The 15,458-nt window shown below is 74.2% G+C and carries 14 protein-coding genes; 5 read left to right on the top strand and 9 right to left on the bottom strand.

Annotated features, from left to right (window positions below; genetic code table 11):
* Positions 1-2: 2 nt before the first annotated feature.
* Genes KZC56_RS02480 through KZC56_RS02470 form a run of 3 tightly spaced genes read right to left on the bottom strand, consistent with a single transcriptional unit; the run spans position 3 to position 2,243 of the window.
* On the bottom strand, positions 3-353 hold the full coding sequence (locus KZC56_RS02480; RefSeq protein WP_247637789.1) for a cupin domain-containing protein: 351 nt from the start codon (positions 351-353) through the stop codon (positions 3-5).
* Positions 350-1,753: an NAD(P)/FAD-dependent oxidoreductase gene (locus tag KZC56_RS02475; protein ID WP_136036949.1), complete on the bottom strand. Its 1,404-nt coding sequence runs from the start codon at positions 1,751-1,753 to the stop codon at positions 350-352. Before KZC56_RS02475 ends, KZC56_RS02480 begins: the two co-directional genes overlap by 4 nt.
* 25 nt (positions 1,754-1,778) lie before the next feature.
* Positions 1,779-2,243, bottom strand: a complete 465-nt coding sequence (locus KZC56_RS02470) for an Lrp/AsnC family transcriptional regulator (RefSeq protein WP_136036948.1) — start codon at positions 2,241-2,243, stop codon at positions 1,779-1,781.
* A gap of 99 nt (positions 2,244-2,342) precedes the next feature.
* Here KZC56_RS02470 and KZC56_RS02465 point away from each other — a divergent pair, with 99 nt between their 5' ends.
* A complete protein-coding gene (locus KZC56_RS02465) occupies positions 2,343-3,791 on the top strand; it encodes a gamma-aminobutyraldehyde dehydrogenase (protein WP_247637788.1) in 1,449 nt (482 codons plus the stop codon).
* Between the two features lie 24 nt (positions 3,792-3,815).
* On the opposite strand, the gene KZC56_RS02460 is transcribed toward KZC56_RS02465, so the two are convergent.
* Entirely contained in the window at positions 3,816-4,343 is a 528-nt protein-coding gene (locus KZC56_RS02460) for a GNAT family N-acetyltransferase (RefSeq protein WP_136028543.1), read from the bottom strand.
* 122 nt (positions 4,344-4,465) lie between these two features.
* Between KZC56_RS02460 and KZC56_RS02455 the strand changes: the two genes are divergently transcribed.
* The 3 genes from KZC56_RS02455 to KZC56_RS02445 are packed head-to-tail and all read left to right on the top strand — an operon-like array spanning position 4,466 to position 7,883.
* Positions 4,466-5,614 (top strand): ROK family protein, encoded by a 1,149-nt coding sequence (locus KZC56_RS02455; RefSeq protein ID WP_247637787.1) that lies wholly within the window; start codon positions 4,466-4,468, stop codon positions 5,612-5,614.
* Between the two features lie 17 nt (positions 5,615-5,631).
* Positions 5,632-6,561: a polysaccharide deacetylase family protein gene (locus KZC56_RS02450; protein WP_136045197.1), complete on the top strand. Its 930-nt coding sequence runs from the start codon at positions 5,632-5,634 to the stop codon at positions 6,559-6,561.
* Positions 6,558-7,883, top strand: coding sequence for an MFS transporter (locus KZC56_RS02445; RefSeq protein ID WP_136045196.1), 1,326 nt, complete (start codon positions 6,558-6,560; stop codon positions 7,881-7,883). The genes KZC56_RS02450 and KZC56_RS02445 overlap by 4 nt, the downstream gene beginning before the upstream one ends.
* 3 nt (positions 7,884-7,886) lie before the next feature.
* On the opposite strand, the gene galE is transcribed toward KZC56_RS02445, so the two are convergent.
* From galE to galT, 3 genes are read right to left on the bottom strand one after another with little or no spacing between them, the layout of a single operon-like run.
* Positions 7,887-8,867: a UDP-glucose 4-epimerase GalE gene (galE, locus tag KZC56_RS02440; RefSeq protein WP_136028547.1), complete on the bottom strand. Its 981-nt coding sequence runs from the start codon at positions 8,865-8,867 to the stop codon at positions 7,887-7,889.
* Between the two features lie 46 nt (positions 8,868-8,913).
* On the bottom strand, positions 8,914-10,092 hold the full coding sequence (gene galK, locus KZC56_RS02435) for a galactokinase (protein WP_247637786.1): 1,179 nt from the start codon (positions 10,090-10,092) through the stop codon (positions 8,914-8,916).
* Positions 10,089-11,258 carry a galactose-1-phosphate uridylyltransferase gene (gene galT, locus KZC56_RS02430; protein ID WP_247638851.1) on the bottom strand — a complete coding sequence of 390 codons (1,170 nt, stop codon included), beginning with the start codon at positions 11,256-11,258 and terminating at the stop codon, positions 10,089-10,091. Before galT ends, galK begins: the two co-directional genes overlap by 4 nt.
* A 141-nt stretch (positions 11,259-11,399) precedes the next feature.
* Here galT and KZC56_RS02425 point away from each other — a divergent pair, with 141 nt between their 5' ends.
* The gene (locus KZC56_RS02425; RefSeq protein WP_247638850.1) at positions 11,400-12,362 is read left to right on the top strand and encodes a LacI family DNA-binding transcriptional regulator; all 963 of its coding nucleotides are present in this window, start codon (positions 11,400-11,402) and stop codon (positions 12,360-12,362) included.
* A gap of 2 nt (positions 12,363-12,364) precedes the next feature.
* On the opposite strand, the gene KZC56_RS02420 is transcribed toward KZC56_RS02425, so the two are convergent.
* Complete coding sequence (locus KZC56_RS02420; RefSeq protein WP_247637785.1) at positions 12,365-14,371, bottom strand: DUF2264 domain-containing protein; 2,007 nt, start codon at positions 14,369-14,371, stop codon at positions 12,365-12,367.
* Positions 14,368-15,381, bottom strand: coding sequence for a hydroxyacid dehydrogenase (locus KZC56_RS02415; protein ID WP_247637784.1), 1,014 nt, complete (start codon positions 15,379-15,381; stop codon positions 14,368-14,370). Before KZC56_RS02415 ends, KZC56_RS02420 begins: the two co-directional genes overlap by 4 nt.
* Between the last annotated feature and the right edge of the window lie 77 nt (positions 15,382-15,458).

Raw genomic sequence — 15,458 nt, 5'->3', positions numbered from 1 at the left:
GCTCAGACCGCGACAGAGACCTTGCGCAGCGTCTCGGTCACGGTCCACACCGTGCGCATGCCGGCCGACAGGCGCATCACCGACCCGGGCCCGACCTCGACAGACGGCAGCGCGGGCTCGGTGAACTCGATGGTCGCGCGGCCAGACAGCACCACGAACACCTCCTCCTCCTCGGTGTCGCTCGCGGCGCCCGGTGTCATCTCCCAGACGCCGATCTCCGTCCCGTCCGCGGCGTCGAGCACGGCATACGCCGCGGTCGGCGCTCCGTCGCGCACCTCGTCCGCGGGCAGGGGCTCGTGCGCGAGGGCGACGGCGCGCGCGTCCACGGGCGTGCCCGGTGTCAGCGCGGTCACGAGTCGAACCCCATGCCGAGGGCGTCGAGCGTCTTCAGGAACGGGCCGCGTCGTCCCCCGTCGTGGTCGGCGCGGTCCATCGCGGCGCGCACCAGGTTGATGCCGATCGAGGCGGCGGGCTCGGGCGGGAAGGGGATCGGCTTCTCGCGCACCATGCGCAGCTCCGTGCGCTCGGTCTCCTCCCCGGCGAGCTTGTCGAGCATCACGTCGGCGGCGAACCGCGCGGCGCCCACCCCGAGCCCGGTGAATCCCGTGGCGTAGGCCACGCGCCCGCGACGGGCCGTGCCGAAGAACGCGCAGAACCGGCTGGAGGAGTCGATCGCGCCGGCCCAGCGGTGCGTGAAGCGGAGCCCCGCGAGCTGCGGGAACGTGGTGAAGAAGTGCGAGGCGAGGCGGCGGTGGCTCTCCATCCGGTCCTCGTACGCGGGGCGCACCTTCCCGCCGAAGTGGTAGACCGCGTCGTAGCCGCCGAACAGGATCCGGTCGTCGGCGGTGAGCCGGTAGTAGTGGAACTGGTTGGCGCTGTCGGCGAGGCCCTGGCGGTTGCGCCAGCCGATCGCGTCGAGCTGCTCCGCCGACAGCGGCTCGGTCATCAGCACGTAATCGTACACGGGCACCGTCATGAGCCGGTTGCGCTTCAGCAGCGAAGGGAACACGTTCGTGGCGAGGGCGATGTTCTCCGCGGTCACCCGTCCGCCGTCGGTCACGAGGGTGACCGGGCCGGCGTCGGGTCCCTCGATGCGGCGCACCATCGTGTGCTCGTGGATCTGCACGCCGAGCTCGACGGCCAGGCGCGCGAGCTCCAGGCCGAGCTTGGCGGGGTGCACGAGGGCCGTGCCCTCCCGGTCCCACGCGCCGGCGAGGAACGTGGGGGAGTGCACCTCGGCCTGCACGGCGTCGCGGTCGAGGAAGCCCTCCTCCTCGCGTAGCCACTCCACCTGGTGCGGCTCCACGGCCACGGCCAGCTGGCCCGTGCGCTCGAACTCGGCGTCGAGGGCGTACCGGCGCACGGTGTCCTCGATGCCGTCGAGGTTCTGCCGCCCCAGCTCCTCGAGCCGGTCGATCTCCTCCGGCCACCGGTTCACGCCGTTCTCGTGGCCGTGCGTGATGCTGGCCTCGCAGAAGCCGCCGTTGCGCCCCGACGCGGCCCAGGCGACGCGCGAGGCCTCCAGCAGCACGACCGTGCGCCCGGGGTCGCGCTCCTTCGCCCTGATCGCGGTCCACAGCCCGGTGTAGCCGCCGCCGACGATCGCGAGGTCGGCGTGCGCCGTCCCGCGCAGCGGCGGATGCGTCGGGCGGTCGACGTCGTCGAGCCAGAAGACCGACAGGGCGGTGTCGCGCAGGGACTCGTCGATGACGGACGGCGCGGGACGCCGGCGTTCGAAGACCGTGGTGCCCATGTTCACTCCCGGGTGCGGGGACGCGTCAGCGCGTTCCCCAGTTGTAGAGGTCTTTGTACAGTCCGGCGTAGAGCAGGCTCTCGGTCTGCACGATGCCGGGGATGGTGCGGATGCGGGTGGCGATGAGGTCGATCAGGTGGTCGTCGTCCTCGCACACCGCCTCGACGAGGATGTCGAAGGTGCCGAGCGTGACGACGACGTACGCGAGCTCGGTGATCGCGGTCAGCTCCTCGGCGATCGCGCGGGGGTCGCCGGAGACGCGGATGCCGATCATCGACATGCGCCGGAAGCCGAGCTGGAGCGGATCGGTGACGGCGACGATCTGGATGATCCCGGCCTCGGTCATGCGCTGCACCCGCTGGCGGGCGGCGGCCTCGCTGAGTCCGACCTCGCGCGCGATCTCGGAGTAGGGGCGGCGACCGTCTTCCTGCAGCAGCTCGACGATGCGCTTGGAGATGTCGTCGAGGGGCGGCTGCGGCGTCGGAGTCATGTACCGATAGTGACATTCTCAGGGGGCTGTCGCAACTGATTCCGTCGTTCGACCCTCGTCATCCTTCAGATTCCGCGTTCGAGTGGCTACCATGGCGCCATGCACACCCCGTCGACGACGACCGAGCCCCTGCACAACTTCCTCGGCGGCCGCGCCGTGCCCGCGCACGGACGGGGACGGCTGCCGCTGATCGACCCGGCGACCGAGGAGCCGTACGGCGAGATCCCCCTGTCCGACGCCGCCGACGTGGACGCGGCCGTCGCCGCCGCGGCCGCCGCGTTCCCCGAGTGGCGCGACACCACGCCCGCGCAGCGCCAGCTCGCCCTGTTCCGCATCGCCGACGAGATGGCCGAGCGAGCGGAGGAGTTCGCCGACCTGGAGTCCCGCGACACCGGCAAGCCCCGCGCCACGCTGGTCGCCGACGAGATCGAGCAGTCCATCGACCAGCTGCGCTTCTTCGCGGGTGCCGCGCGCAGCCTCGAGGGGCGGGCCGCCGCGGAGTACGTCGCCGGACACACGTCGTTCGTGCGCCGCGAGCCGATCGGGGTCATCGCGCAGGTCACCCCGTGGAACTATCCGCTCAACATGGCGGTGTGGAAGATCGCGCCGGCGCTCGCCGCGGGCAACACCGTGGTGCTCAAGCCCGCGGAGGCGACGCCGCTCACCACGCTGCTGCTCGCCGAGATCGTCGCGCGGCACACCCCGCCCGGAGTGTTCAACGTGGTGCTGGGCGACCGCGACACCGGCGCCGCGCTGATCGCCCACCCGGTGCCGCAGATGGTCGCGATCACCGGCTCGGTGCGCGCGGGCATGGCGGTCGCCCGATCGGCCGCCGACGACGTGAAGCGCGTGCACCTGGAGCTCGGCGGCAAGGCCCCCGCACTGGTGTTCGTCGACGCGGCGCTCGACCGCGCCGTGGAGGGCATCGTCGCCGGAGCGTTCTTCAACGCAGGGCAGGACTGCACGGCCGCCACCCGGGTGCTCGTGCACGCGTCCAAGCACGACGAGCTCGTGGCGGCCCTGGTCGCCCGCGCCCGCACGCACGCGCGCACCGGCGGCCCGCACGACCGGGGCGTGCTCTACGGACCGCTCAGCAGCGCCGCCCAGCTCGCCCAGGTGCAGGGCTTCATCGACCGCCTCCCCGCGCACGCCACCGTGGCCACCGGCGGCCGCCGGCAGGGCGACCGCGGCTACTTCTGGGAGGCGACGATCGTGACCGGTGTGCGGCAGGACGACGAGGTCGTGCAGGGCGAGATCTTCGGACCCGTGCTCACCGTGCAGTCGTTCGAGACCGAGGAGGAGGCGCTGGCCCTCGCCAACGGCGTGCCGTACGCGCTCGCGGCGTCGGTGTGGACCACGGATCACGCCAGGGCGATGCGCTTCTCGCGCGACCTCGACTTCGGGTGCGTGTGGATCAACACCCACCTGCCGTTCGTGTCGGACATGCCGCACGGCGGCTTCAAGCACTCCGGCTACGGCAAGGACCTGTCCCAGTACGGCTTCGACGACTACACGCGCCTCAAGCACGTCATGAGCGCGATCGACTGACGGGCGGCGCCGGGCCGTCCGGGCTCAGCGCGGGCCGAGGAGCTTGACGCGGCGGTGCTCGCGGAGCGTGAACTGCGGGCGCTGGTCGATCTTGGTCGCCCCGTCGAGCTCCCACCCGTGCCGGGCGTAGAACCCGTCGGCGCGGTCGTTGCCGTCGAGCACCCACAGGTAGCCGCGCGTGTGCCCGGCCTCGATCATGCGCGCCTCCGCGGCTTCGAGCAGCGCATGACCCGCGCCCGTCGACCACGTGTCCGGGTCGGCGTAGATGCCGTACAGCTCGGCGTCGTCGAGACCGTCGGGGTCGCGCCCCGAGCCGAACGACGCCCACGCGATCACCGCACCGTCGCGCACCGCCACCAGGGTGCCCAGGCTCGTGGGCAGCGGGTCGGCGAAGATCCGCCGCCACCCCTCGGCGCGCTCCGAGACCGAGAGCCCGTCGAGCACCTCCTGGTCGATCAGGCCGCGGTAGGCGGTCTGCCACGAGCGCACGTGCACTCGGGCCACGGCATCGGCGTCGTCGGCGCGGGCGTCGCGGATCACGAAGGACGTCATCCCTCCACCCTAGGTGCGCGCGGCGACGGCGGAATCGGGGTGGACGCACGCGGCCGGATGTAGCATGCTGGCCGGGCACCCGAGCCGAACCACGAGCATCGACACCTCCGAGGATCAGCCGCATGTCACGACCCCTTGCCGGACCGCAGAGCCTGCTCCGGTCGCTCAACGGCCGCGCGATCCTGGAGCGGCTCGCCGACAGCGGTCCGCAGACGCGCGCGGAGCTGATGGCGGCGACCGGGCTGTCGCGCACGGCCGTGACCCAGGTGCTGCGGATGCTGGAGGCGGGAGGTGCGGTGGCGGCCGCCGGCGTCGACCGCGGTGCGCGGGGTCCCGCCGCGGGGCGCGTGGCCCTGCACCCGCTGCTCGGGGTCGCCGCCGCGGTGCACGTGGATCATCATGCCGCCCACGTCGTGCTGGTCGATGCGACCGGGACCGTGCGGGCCGAGCAGCACGCGCCGTTCCCCTCGTCCGGGGACCGGGTCGGGCACATCGCCGGGCTCGTGGCGTCGTGCCGGGAGTCCACGCGCGGCCCGCTGCACCTCGCGGTGGTCGGGGTGCCCGGCATCGTGACGGCCGACGGAGGCATCCGCGACGACCAGGGCCCGGACGGCGGTGCGTTCCGCTCGGCGCTGCAGACGGCGCTCGGGTGCCCGGTGCAGGTGGAGAACGACGTGAACCTGGCCGCGCTCGCGGAGCTGACGGCGGGGGCGGGGGCCGAGCTGAGCAGCTTCGCCCTGTTCCTGCTCGACGACGACCTCGGCGCGGGCATCGTGATCGAGGGGCTGCTGCACCGGGGCTTCTCGGGTGTCGCGGGCGAGATCATGTACCTGCCGCAGTCGCCGCTGCCGATCGGCGCCCCCGTCGTGGGGGAGGAGGTGGTGCACGACCTCGCGCTCGGTCTGGGTCTCGACGTGCGGGCGCCGCTGCTGGCCCACCTCGAAGCCGCGCAGCAGGGCGACGAGAAGGCGCGCGAGCTGGTGGCCGAGATCGGCCGGCGCCTGGTGGTGGCGGCGGGCACCGTGGCGCTCGTGCTCGACCCCGAGGCGTTCATCCTCGGCGGCGAGGCCGCGCACCCCGCGCTCGTGGAGGCGGTCGACCGCGTCGCGGAGGAGTTCGCCGCGCAGCTGCCGCTCCGGTTCCTCGTCTCGGCGTTCGGCCCGGAGGCTCCGCTCGTCGGGGTCGTGGGCGAGGCGGCCTCCGCCCTGCGCGCGCTCGTCTTCTCCCGTCTCCTCACCCCCGCGGCCGCCACCCCCCGACCCGGCCGCTGACCCCGACAGGACCCGCCATGACCACTCCGCCCCCGCTCGCCGACCGGCTCGGCCTCCCGTCCGGTGCCAGGGCGATCATCCTCAACGCCGACGACTTCGGCATGTGCCACGCGGCGAACACGGCGATCGGGAGCCTCCTCGAGCGGGGCCGCATCGACAGCGCGACCGTCATGGTCCCGTGCGCCTGGGCGCCCGAGGCGCTCACGTTCGCCGCCGGTCGACGCGACCTCGATGTGGGCGTGCACCTCGTGCTCACCAGCGAGTGGCGGCGCTACCGGTGGCGTCCGCTCACCGGCCCCGGCACCACCCTCGTCGACGGCGACGGCTTCTTCCCGAACGAGGTCGCCGCGGTCGAGCAGGGGGCATCCGAGGCCGACGTGGCCGCCGAGCTGACGGCGCAGGTGCAGGCCGCGCTCGACGCCGGAGTCGACGTCACCCACCTCGACAACCACATGGGCTCGGTCTACGGACTGCAGAGCGGGCGCGACTTCCTGCGGCCGGTGTTCGAGCTCGCCGCCCGGCTCGGCCTGCCGTTCCGGCTTCCGCGGTACCGGGAGGGCGCGGAGGCCGACCAGGAGCTGCAGGCGAAGCTCGCGGAGGCCACGGCCGCCGCCGATGCGCTCGGCGTGGAGATCATCGACCGGCTGTGGACGCACCCGTTCGAGCTGGCCGGTGAGGGCACGGCGCAGGAGGAGACGTACGAACGGGTGCGCGACGGGTTCCTCGACGTGCTGCGGGCCGTGCCGCCCGGCGTGACCGAGATCTACCTGCACCCGATGACCGACGGCGCCGAGCTGCGCGCCGCCGTCGACTTCGGGGCGGCCAAGCGCGGCTACGAGCTGCGGCTGCTCGACGACCCGCTCGTGGAGCAGACGATCGACGACGAGGGCCTCGTGCGGGTCGGCTGGCGCGACCTGCGCGACCTGCAGCGCGGGGCGGCCCGGTGACGGCGCTCGCGGACCGGCTGCGCGACCGTCGCCTCGACGCGGCCCCGACGCGGGCGCAGTCGATCGCGTTCGGGGCGTCCGGGTTCCCCACGCAGCTGATGACGCAGACGTTCTCCGCGTTCGTCGTCTACTTCTACGTGTCGCACCTCGCGGTGCCCGCCACCTGGGTGGCCGTCGCGATGGTCGCACACGGCATCCTGAACGCGGCGCTCAACCCGCTGGTGGGCGCGCTGTCCGACCGGATCCGCACGCCGTGGGGCCGCCGCATCCCGTGGATCGGCCTCGGCATCGTGCCGCTGGTGGTGGCGTTCGCGCTGGTGTGGATGCCGCCCGACCTGCCCGCGGACGGCCTCATCGCCTGGTTCCTGGTGGTGGTCGCGGTCTACGACATCGCGTTCGTGGTGGTGGTGCTGAACATCTCGGCGCTGTTCCCGGAGATCTTCCGCACGACGGAGGAGCGCGCGCGGGGCAACGTGCCGCGGCAGATCTTCGCGATTCTCGGCATGGTGCTCGGCACGGCGGGCGCCCCGGCACTGTACGACGCGATCGGCTGGCCGGGCATGGCGCTCGTGCTGTCCGGGGTGTGCCTCGTGCTGCTGGCGTGGTCGTTCTTCGGCGGCATGATCGAGCGGCGCGTGCCGGAGGCGGCGTCGGAGGCGATGCGCTGGCGCGACCAGCTCACCTACACGTTCCGCAATCGGGCGTTCGTGCCGTACGTGCTGGGGTCGCTGTGCGTGCAGACCTCGATCGCGGTGATCCTCGCGTCGGTGCCGTTCTACGTGCGGTACTCGCTGGGTGCGGCGGAGGGGGAGGGCAGCCTGCTGCTCGGTGCGATCTTCGTGACCGCGATCCCGTCGATCGTGCTGTGGAGCACGGTGGTCCGCCGCACCTCCCCCCGCACGGCCCTGCTGTGGAGCGTGGCGGTGTTCGGGGTCGCGGTGCTCGGGTATCTGATCCCCACGTCGGTGCTCGGAGCGGCTCTCGTCGGCGTCGCGGTGGGCGTGGGCGTGGGCGGGCTGCTGCAACTGCTCGAGGTCGTGCTGGCGCAGATCATCGACGACGACGCGACGCGCACGGGGCATCGGCGGGAGGGCGCGTACTTCGGCGTCAACGGCTTCGTCGTCCGCGGCTCCGTCGTGCTGCAGGCGATCGTCGCGGCGGTCGTGCTCACGGCGTCGGGGTTCGACGCGACGCTCGGCGAGGCGCAGCCCGACACGGTCGACGGCGCCATCCGGCTCATGCTGGCCGTGATCCCGCTGGGGTTCACCGCGCTCGCGTGGCTGTGCTTCTGGCTCTACCCCATCCGCACCCGCGACGTGTGAGGCTCAGGCGCCGGCGGCCCGCCGTGCTTCCCAGCCCGTGCGCACCATCTCGTCGACCGTGTACCGCATGCGCCAGTCGAGGTCGCGCGCTGCGAGCTCGCCGGTGGCCACGATGCGGTCGGGGTCGCCCGGGCGCCGAGGGCCGACCTCGGGCGTGAAGTCGATGCCCGTGACCCGGGCGACCGCGTCCATGATCTGCGCCACGCTGAGGCCGTCGCCCGAGCCGAGGTTGTACGCCGGCTCGAGGGGCTCGCCCGCCGCGAGGCGTTGCGCGGCGGCCACGTGCGCGGCGGCGATGTCTCCCACGTGCACGTAGTCGCGCACGTTCGTGCCGTCGGGGGTGTCGTAGTCGTCGCCGAAGATCTTCGGGGTGCGGCCCTCCAGCAGCGCCTCGAACACGATCGGGAAGAGGTTGTGCGGGCTCACGTCGTACACCGCGGGGTCGGCCGAGCCGACGACGTTGAAGTAGCGCAGCGAGGTGTGCCGGAGCGGCCGCTCGCTGTCGGCGGTGGCGATGGCCTGGTCGCGCAGCAGCCACTCGCCGATCAGCTTCGACTCCCCGTAGGGGCTCGCCGGCTTCTTGGCGGTGTCCTCCACCACGAGCGGCACGTCGGGCGTGCCGAACACGGCGGCCGAGGAGGAGAACACGATGTTTGCGACGCCGGCGGCCTGCATGGCCTCCAGGATCACGCGGGTGCCCTCGACGTTCTGCGCGTAGGTGTGCAGCGGGCGCTGGACGGAGACCCCCGCGTACTTGTACCCGGCCACGTGGATCACGCCGTCGGCGTCGTGGTCGCGCAGGGCCTTCTCGACCAGGTCGCGGTCGAGGATGCTGCCCTGCACGAACGGCACGCCCTCCGGCACGAACGAGGCGACGCCGCTGGACAGGTCGTCGAGCACGACCGGGGTGAGACCCGCCTCCGCGAGAGCGCGGACCACGTGGGCGCCGATGTATCCGGCGCCGCCGGTGACGATCCAGGACATGCGTTCCTCTCCTGCCGCGACCGTGGCGGCTCGACCACTCATTGTGTCAGGCGTCGCGGCGCGGACCTGCGGACGGGCTGACGGTGAACACGTGCGGCTCGGCGTATCCGGCCTCGGCGAACCGGGCGCGCACGGCGGTCGTCACCGCCTCGACCTCGTCGCGCGGCACGAGCGCGATCGCCGCGCCCCCGAAGCCGCCGCCGGTCATGCGCGCCCCCAGGGCACCGGCGGCGAGCGCGGCGTCGACTGCGGTGTCGAGCTCGGGGGTGGAGATCTCGAAGTCGTCGCGCATCGAGGCGTGCGAGGCGACGAGCAGGCCGCCGATGGCCCGCGCGCCCTCCGCCCGCAGCACGGTGACGGTGTCGCGCACGCGCTGGTTCTCGGTGACGATGTGGCGCACGCGGCGGAAGGTCTCGTCGTCGAGCAGCTCCTGCGCGCGGGCGAGGTCCGCCACCGCGACGTCGCGCAGCGCGGGCACCCCGAGCGCCGCGGCGCCGCGCTCGCACGACTCGCGGCGCGCGCGGTAGCCGCCGGTCGAGTGGGCGTGCTTCACGCGGGTGTCGATCACCAGCACGGACAGCCCGGCCGCGGCCATGCCCAGAGGCACGACCTCGGCCTCCAGCGAGCGGCAGTCGAGGAAGATCGCGGCGTCGGGCTCGCCGAGCATCGACGACATCTGGTCCATGATCCCGGTGGGGGCGCCGACCGCCTCGTTCTCGGCCGTGCGACCGATGCGCGCGAGGGCCACCGCGTCGAGCCCGGTGCCCCACAGCTCGTTCAGCGCGGACGACGTGGCGCCCTCGATCGCGGCGGACGACGACAGTCCGGCGCCCACCGGCACGGTCGACGCGATCGCGATGTCGGCGCCGTGGCCCGGCACCCCCGTCGCCCGGCGCAGCGCCCACGCCACCCCGAGCGGGTACGCGGCCCACTCCGGCACCGCGGGGCGGCTCCCGGGCGCGGTGGGGAACAGGCGGTCGAGGTCGTCGAGGGCGACCTCCACGGGCTCGTCCGCGAACGTGGAGGTGACGCGGAGCCGACCGTCGTCGCGCCCGCCGACCGCCGCGGCCGTGCGCTGCGGGATCGCGAACGGCAGCACGAAGCCGTCGTTGTAGTCGGTGTGCTCGCCGATCAGGTTCACGCGACCGGGAGCCGACCACACGCCGTCCGGCCCGTGCCCGGTCAGGGTCGCGAACAGGGCCTCGGCCTCCCGCACCGCGGTCATGCGGAGACTCCGTCCACGGCGTCCGTGCGGGCGATGGCGTCGCGGAGGCGCTCGGCCCCCTGCTCCGGCGTGACCTCGGCGGCCCACGCCCACATCGCCGCCTCGGAGCCGGCGAGGTACTTGAGCCGGTCGGCGGCGCGGCGGGGGCTCGTCAGCTGCAGGTGCAGGCGCACGCTGTCGCGGCCCACGCGCACGGGAGCCTGATGCCACGCGGCGATGTAGGGCGTCGGGGTGTCGTACAGCGCGTCGACCCCGCGCAGCAGGCGCAGGTAGAGCGGGGCGAGCTCGTCGCGCTCGGCGTCGGTGGTCGCGGCGAGGTCGGGCACGTGGCGGTGCGGCATCAGATGCACCTCCAGCGGCCAGCGGGCGGCGAAGGGCACGAACGCGGTCCAGTGCTCGCCGCGGAGCACGACGCGCTCGGACCGCTGCTCGGTGTCGAGGATGCGGGCGAACAGGTCGGGCGCGGTGCGGTCGATCATGTCGAGCGTGCGGGTCGTGCGCGGCGTCACGTACGGGTAGGCGTAGATCTGGCCGTGCGGGTGGGGCAGCGTGACCCCGATCTCGGCGCCGCGGTTCTCGAACGGGAACACCTGCTGGATACCGGGCAGTGCGGAGAGGGCTTCGGTGCGGTCGGCCCACGCCTCGATCACGGTGCGGGCGCGCGTGACGGTCTGGGTGCCGAACGATCCCGCGGGCTCGGGGCTGAAGCACACGACCTCGCAGCGTCCGACCGCGGTGCGGGTGCGACCGAGGCCCGGGGCGTCGAGGTCGTCGAGCCCGCGTGGGGCGTCGGCCGCGGCGGGGGCGGTGCCCACGGCCTCGGCGAGCGCGGGGCCGAACGCGGGGGAGCGGTTCTCGAACACGGCGACGTCGTAGCGCGACGGCACCTCGGACGGGTTGCCCGGGGTCTGCGGGGCGAGCGGGTCGGCGTCGGCGCTCGGCATCATCACGCGGTTCTGCCGATTCGCGGCGACCGTGATCCAGTCGCCCGTCAGCACGTCGAGCCGCATGGTCGCGGTGTCGGGTCGCGGGGCGAGGGTGCGGGCGTCGACGGCTCGCTCCGCGCCGAGGGCGGTGCCGGGGTCGTCGTAGTAGAAGAGGTCGCGGCCGTCGGCGAGGGTCGTGGCGCGGCGGACGACGCCGGCACCGAGGACCTGCGTCCGCATCTCAGGGGAATCGGGCGTGTTCACGTCAACATGGTAGGTCTCCGCGCGTGATAACGTCAACATGACGGAGTTGTGAACGGAGGACGCGTGGCACGAGACACCCCCGCCTCCGCATCCGCCGCGCCGGACGCCCGCGTCTCCATGGCCCAGGTCGCCGCGCGCGCCGGAGTCTCGGGCCAGACGGTGTCGCGCGTCGTCAACGGCAGCCCGCGGGTCGATCCGGCCACGCGTGCCCGCGTCGAGGCGGCGATGGCGGAGCTCGGCTACCGGCCGCACCGCGCCGCGCGAGCCCTGCGCACGGGCCGCTCGCACACGATCGGCCTCGTCGTCACCACCCTCGCGACGATCGGCAACTCCCGCATGCTGCAGGCGACGGCCGAGGCGGCGGCCGAACGCGGCTACGCCCTCACCGTGGTCACCGCGTCCGAGGGCGTCGAGGCGGCGTTCGCCCAGCTCGCGGACCAGGGCGTCGACGGCGCGGTCGTGCTGAACGAGGCCTCCGCGCTCGTGCCGTCCGCCCCGCGGCCTCCGGGTCTGCGGCTCGTGGTGGTCGACGCGCCCGCCGAGACCGGGGCGATCGTCGTGCACAGCGATCACGCGGGAGGGGCGGCCGCGGCCACGGCGCACCTGCTGAGCCTCGGACACGCCACCGTGCACCATCTCGCCGGGCCCGCCGACTCCTTCGCCGCCGCCGAGCGCGAGCGGGGATGGCGGGAGGCGCTCGCCGCGGGCGGCATCGCGGCGCCCGCGGTGGTCCGCGGCGACTGGACCTCGCGATCGGGATTCGCGGCAGGCGCCGCGCTGGCTCCCGCGACGGCCGTGTTCTGCGCGAACGACCAGATGGCCCTCGGTCTGCTGCGGGCCCTGGCGGAGTCCGGACGCCGTGTGCCCGCGGACGTGAGCGTGCTGGGGTTCGACGACGTGCCGGATGCCGCGGACTACCTGCCGCCCCTCACCACCATCCGCCAGGACTTCTCCGCTCTCGCACAGCGGGCGGTGGGGGCCCTCGTCGCGGCGATCGAGGGAGCGGACCCGGCGGCGGACGGCGGCCGTGCGATCGTGCCCACCCGGCTGCTCGTGCGCGACAGCACCGCGCACCGCTGAGGTCAGCCGGGCGGCAGCAGCACCTCCGCGGCGAACGCCGTCGTCGACCCGTCCGCCCACACGACCAGCCACCCGCCCTCCTGCGGGGTGAGCTGCGGCGACGCCGAGGCCACGCCGAGCAGCACCCCCACCGCCACCCAGGCCCCCGGGCGCGCCGGAACAGTGAGCCACGGTGTCGCCGTCCGCGGGGCCAGGGGCGTCACGTCGGACTCGACCCGCACGCCCGAGGCCGCCCCGTCCGTGCCGTGCAGACCCACGAGGCGGCTGTGCCGCGCGGGCGCGCGACCGCCGGGCCGCCCGCTGCCGTGCGACGCGTTCCCCGCCTCGGCTCCGGCGGACACGCTCCCCGGGCCGTCCTCGACGAGATCCTCTCCCGACAGCGCCCATCCCCCGACGCGCAGCTGGTCGCCCTCCCGCACCCGCGTCGCGGCCGCCTCCCCCTCCGCGTCGCGGACACGCACCAGCCGCACCTCCCAGGCGCCGCGCACGACCGACACGACGTCGAGCACCGGCCCCGTCTCGGTGACGCGCGCCGCCGCACCGCCGCCCACGTCGAACGCCGACACGAACTCCCGGTGCCAGTGCACCCGCCCCGACGACCCGCCGAGCAGCGTGCCCTCGTGCTCGCCGAGCGTCCCGGTCGAGAAGCCGGAGCGGTGACTCGGGCGACCGTCCCGCACCAGGGCGGCGGTGCCGTCGAGCGGCTCTGTCAGTCCGGGCGTGCGGAGCACGGGCGCGGTCGCCGTCGAGTAGCCGAGCTTGGCGTAGAGCGGCGCGTCCGGATGGCGCTCTCCCGGAACGCCGTGGTCGGTGCCGTGGTTGACGATGCGCACGACACCGTCCTCCTGGGTGCCGCTCGCGAGCCACCCGGGCGCGGCGAGCACCCGCGCGAACGATCCCGCATCGATGGGCAACGGTTCTTCCACGGCCGTCCATACCGGATGGGCGGCGGGCAGCGCGAGCGCGAACAGCCCCTTCGCCGCCCAGGACGGCGACCCCGGGCCCGAGTAGTCCTGCGCGAGCGCCCGCCACGCGCCGTGCCAGCCCAGCGGGAGCACGCCGGACGCGTCCGGGATCCCGCGGTCGACGAAGTGCCGCACCTGGGCGCTGATGGCGCGGCGCAGCAGGCCGGGGCCGTGCCGCGATCCCCCCGTGAAGGCCGCAGCGCCCGGCGCCGCCGCCGACGCGAACCGGTACGTGAGGCTGCGGCCCTGGATCAGAGGTCCGCCGTCGGCGCCGACGAGGTGCAGGGCGTCGTCGAGGTAGTCGTCGAGGCGGGCGCGGGAGCGGGCGATCCGGGCGGTGTGCCGCGGATCGTCGGCGACCATGTCGGCCCAGATCGCGGGATAGAAGGACAGCGCCCAGCCCGCGTAGTGGTCGAACGAGCGCGGGGCGCCGTCGGAGGTCCAGCCGTGGGCCCGCTCGAACCCGTCGAGCAGGGCGAAGTCGGCCCCGCGGTCCTCGGTCGAGAACGGGCCGCCCACGCTCTCCAGGAACTGCTCGACGAGGATGCGGAACCAGGCCCAGTTGTTCGGCGGGTACGAGCCTCCGATGAACCCGGCGAGGTAGTCGATCGTGCGGGTGCGTGCCGTGTCGTCGAGTCGAGCCCAGACGGTGTCCCGCGTGAGGTGGAGCCCGACGGCGAGGGCTGCGGCCTCCACCTTCGCCTGATCGACCTCGTCGGGCCGGGGCCAGCGCTCCGGGTTCCCCCGGTCCACTCCGGCGGCGAGTCCGCGCGCATACCGCGCGGCCAGGTCGCCGGTGCCGTCGGGGTCTCCGGCGATGCGGAACGCGGCGAGCAGGAAGGTGCGGCTGAAGCCCTCCAGGGCGTCGATCGCGGGGCCGAATCCGCCAGGGCGGCCCGGATAGCGCACACCGGCGCCCGTGGGGCTCGCGTGCCGGGCGGCCCCGTCGAGGATGGCGTCGGCGACCGCCTGGAGGTGCGCGCGACCCCAGCCGGTGTACGGCGACAGGTCGCGGTCCTCCGGAGGGAGGGCGAGCGTGCTCACGCGCCGTGCTCCAGGTCGGCCGGGCGCACGGGGTGGAGCGGGGGAGCCCCGGCGATCCAGGCCTCCAGCTCGTCGAGGGCCGCATCGGCGAGCCGCCGCGTCTCGCTGCCGAGCGAGCCGGCGAGGTGCGGGGTGACCGCGACGTTCGGCAGCTGCAGCAGCCGCGAGTCCACGGGCAGGGGCTCGGGTTCCGTCACGTCGAGCACGGCGTCGAGTCGTCCGTCCGTGCACTCGTCGGCGAGGGCGTCGTGGTCGAGGAGCGCTCCGCGGGCCGTGTTGATGATGGTCGTGCCATCGCGGAGGGCGGCGAGCTGTGCGCGTCCGATCATGCCGCGGGTCGCCGGGAGCGCCGGAGCGTGCAGCGACAGCACGTCCACGCGGGGGAGCAGTGTCGCCAGCGGCACGAGCTCGGCGCCCGCGGCCCTGACCTCGGCCGCATCGGCGAAGGGATCCGCGACGAGCACCTCGATGCCGGGGAACGGCCGGAGCAGCTCCACCACGCGCCGGCCGATGCGCGAGAACCCGACGATGCCGACCGTCCGGTCGAGGTTGCCGATGCGACCGCCGACGCGGGCGCCGGTGCGGAGGTCGTGCTGCGGGTCGGCCGTCCGCAGGGGCACGAGGGCTCGCTTGCCGGCGAGGAGGATCATCGCGAGGGTGTACTCGGCGACGGGGGCCGCGTTGGCGTCGGCGGCGGAGGTGACGAGGATGCCCCGGTGCCACAGTGCCTCGGACACGAGGCCGCGGACGCTCCCGGCGGCATGGAACACCGCGCGCAGCCGGGGGAGCCGGGCCAGAGCCGCCTCGTCGAGCGCGGGCGCGCCCCATCCCGTGACGAGCGCCTCCACCCGGGCCAGGCGCTCCTGCGGGGCGGCGGCGTCGACGGCGGTGACGGGAACGGGGTCGTCGATCAGGGCGAGAGCCGCGAGCCGGTTGCGACGGGGGCCGTCGAACAGGAGGTCCCAGGCATCGGGGGACATCGCGACGAGGACGGTGGGGCGGGCGGACATGGTCTCCTCGGGGTCTGCGCGACGGACGTCGGCGCCGCTCCAGTGAAGGACGGCGGGGCGGTGCGCGCAACGGAGAC

Origin of the sequence: Microbacterium sufflavum (assembly GCF_023091155.1) — a bacterium.
Lineage (GTDB): Bacteria > Actinomycetota > Actinomycetes > Actinomycetales > Microbacteriaceae > Microbacterium > Microbacterium sufflavum.
Note: the sequence above shows the minus strand (reverse complement) of the source record. Positions and strands in the feature narration are given on the sequence as shown.

What these genes read in the sequence shown, in the direction of transcription:
- KZC56_RS02465 (WP_247637788.1), top strand. Translation starts at nt 2,343, where the DNA reads ATGCACACCCCGTCGACGACGACCGAGCCCCTGCACAACTTCCTCGGC.
- KZC56_RS02475 (WP_136036949.1), bottom strand. Translation starts at nt 1,753, where the DNA reads ATGGGCACCACGGTCTTCGAACGCCGGCGTCCCGCGCCGTCCGTCATC.
- galT (WP_247638851.1), bottom strand. Translation starts at nt 11,258, where the DNA reads ATGCGGACGCAGGTCCTCGGTGCCGGCGTCGTCCGCCGCGCCACGACC.
- KZC56_RS02450 (WP_136045197.1), top strand. Translation starts at nt 5,632, where the DNA reads ATGACCACTCCGCCCCCGCTCGCCGACCGGCTCGGCCTCCCGTCCGGT.
- galE (WP_136028547.1), bottom strand. Translation starts at nt 8,867, where the DNA reads ATGTCCTGGATCGTCACCGGCGGCGCCGGATACATCGGCGCCCACGTG.
- KZC56_RS02460 (WP_136028543.1), bottom strand. Translation starts at nt 4,343, where the DNA reads ATGACGTCCTTCGTGATCCGCGACGCCCGCGCCGACGACGCCGATGCC.
- KZC56_RS02455 (WP_247637787.1), top strand. Translation starts at nt 4,466, where the DNA reads ATGTCACGACCCCTTGCCGGACCGCAGAGCCTGCTCCGGTCGCTCAAC.
- KZC56_RS02425 (WP_247638850.1), top strand. Translation starts at nt 11,400, where the DNA reads ATGGCCCAGGTCGCCGCGCGCGCCGGAGTCTCGGGCCAGACGGTGTCG.
- KZC56_RS02470 (WP_136036948.1), bottom strand. Translation starts at nt 2,243, where the DNA reads ATGACTCCGACGCCGCAGCCGCCCCTCGACGACATCTCCAAGCGCATC.
- KZC56_RS02415 (WP_247637784.1), bottom strand. Translation starts at nt 15,381, where the DNA reads ATGTCCGCCCGCCCCACCGTCCTCGTCGCGATGTCCCCCGATGCCTGG.
- galK (WP_247637786.1), bottom strand. Translation starts at nt 10,092, where the DNA reads ATGACCGCGGTGCGGGAGGCCGAGGCCCTGTTCGCGACCCTGACCGGG.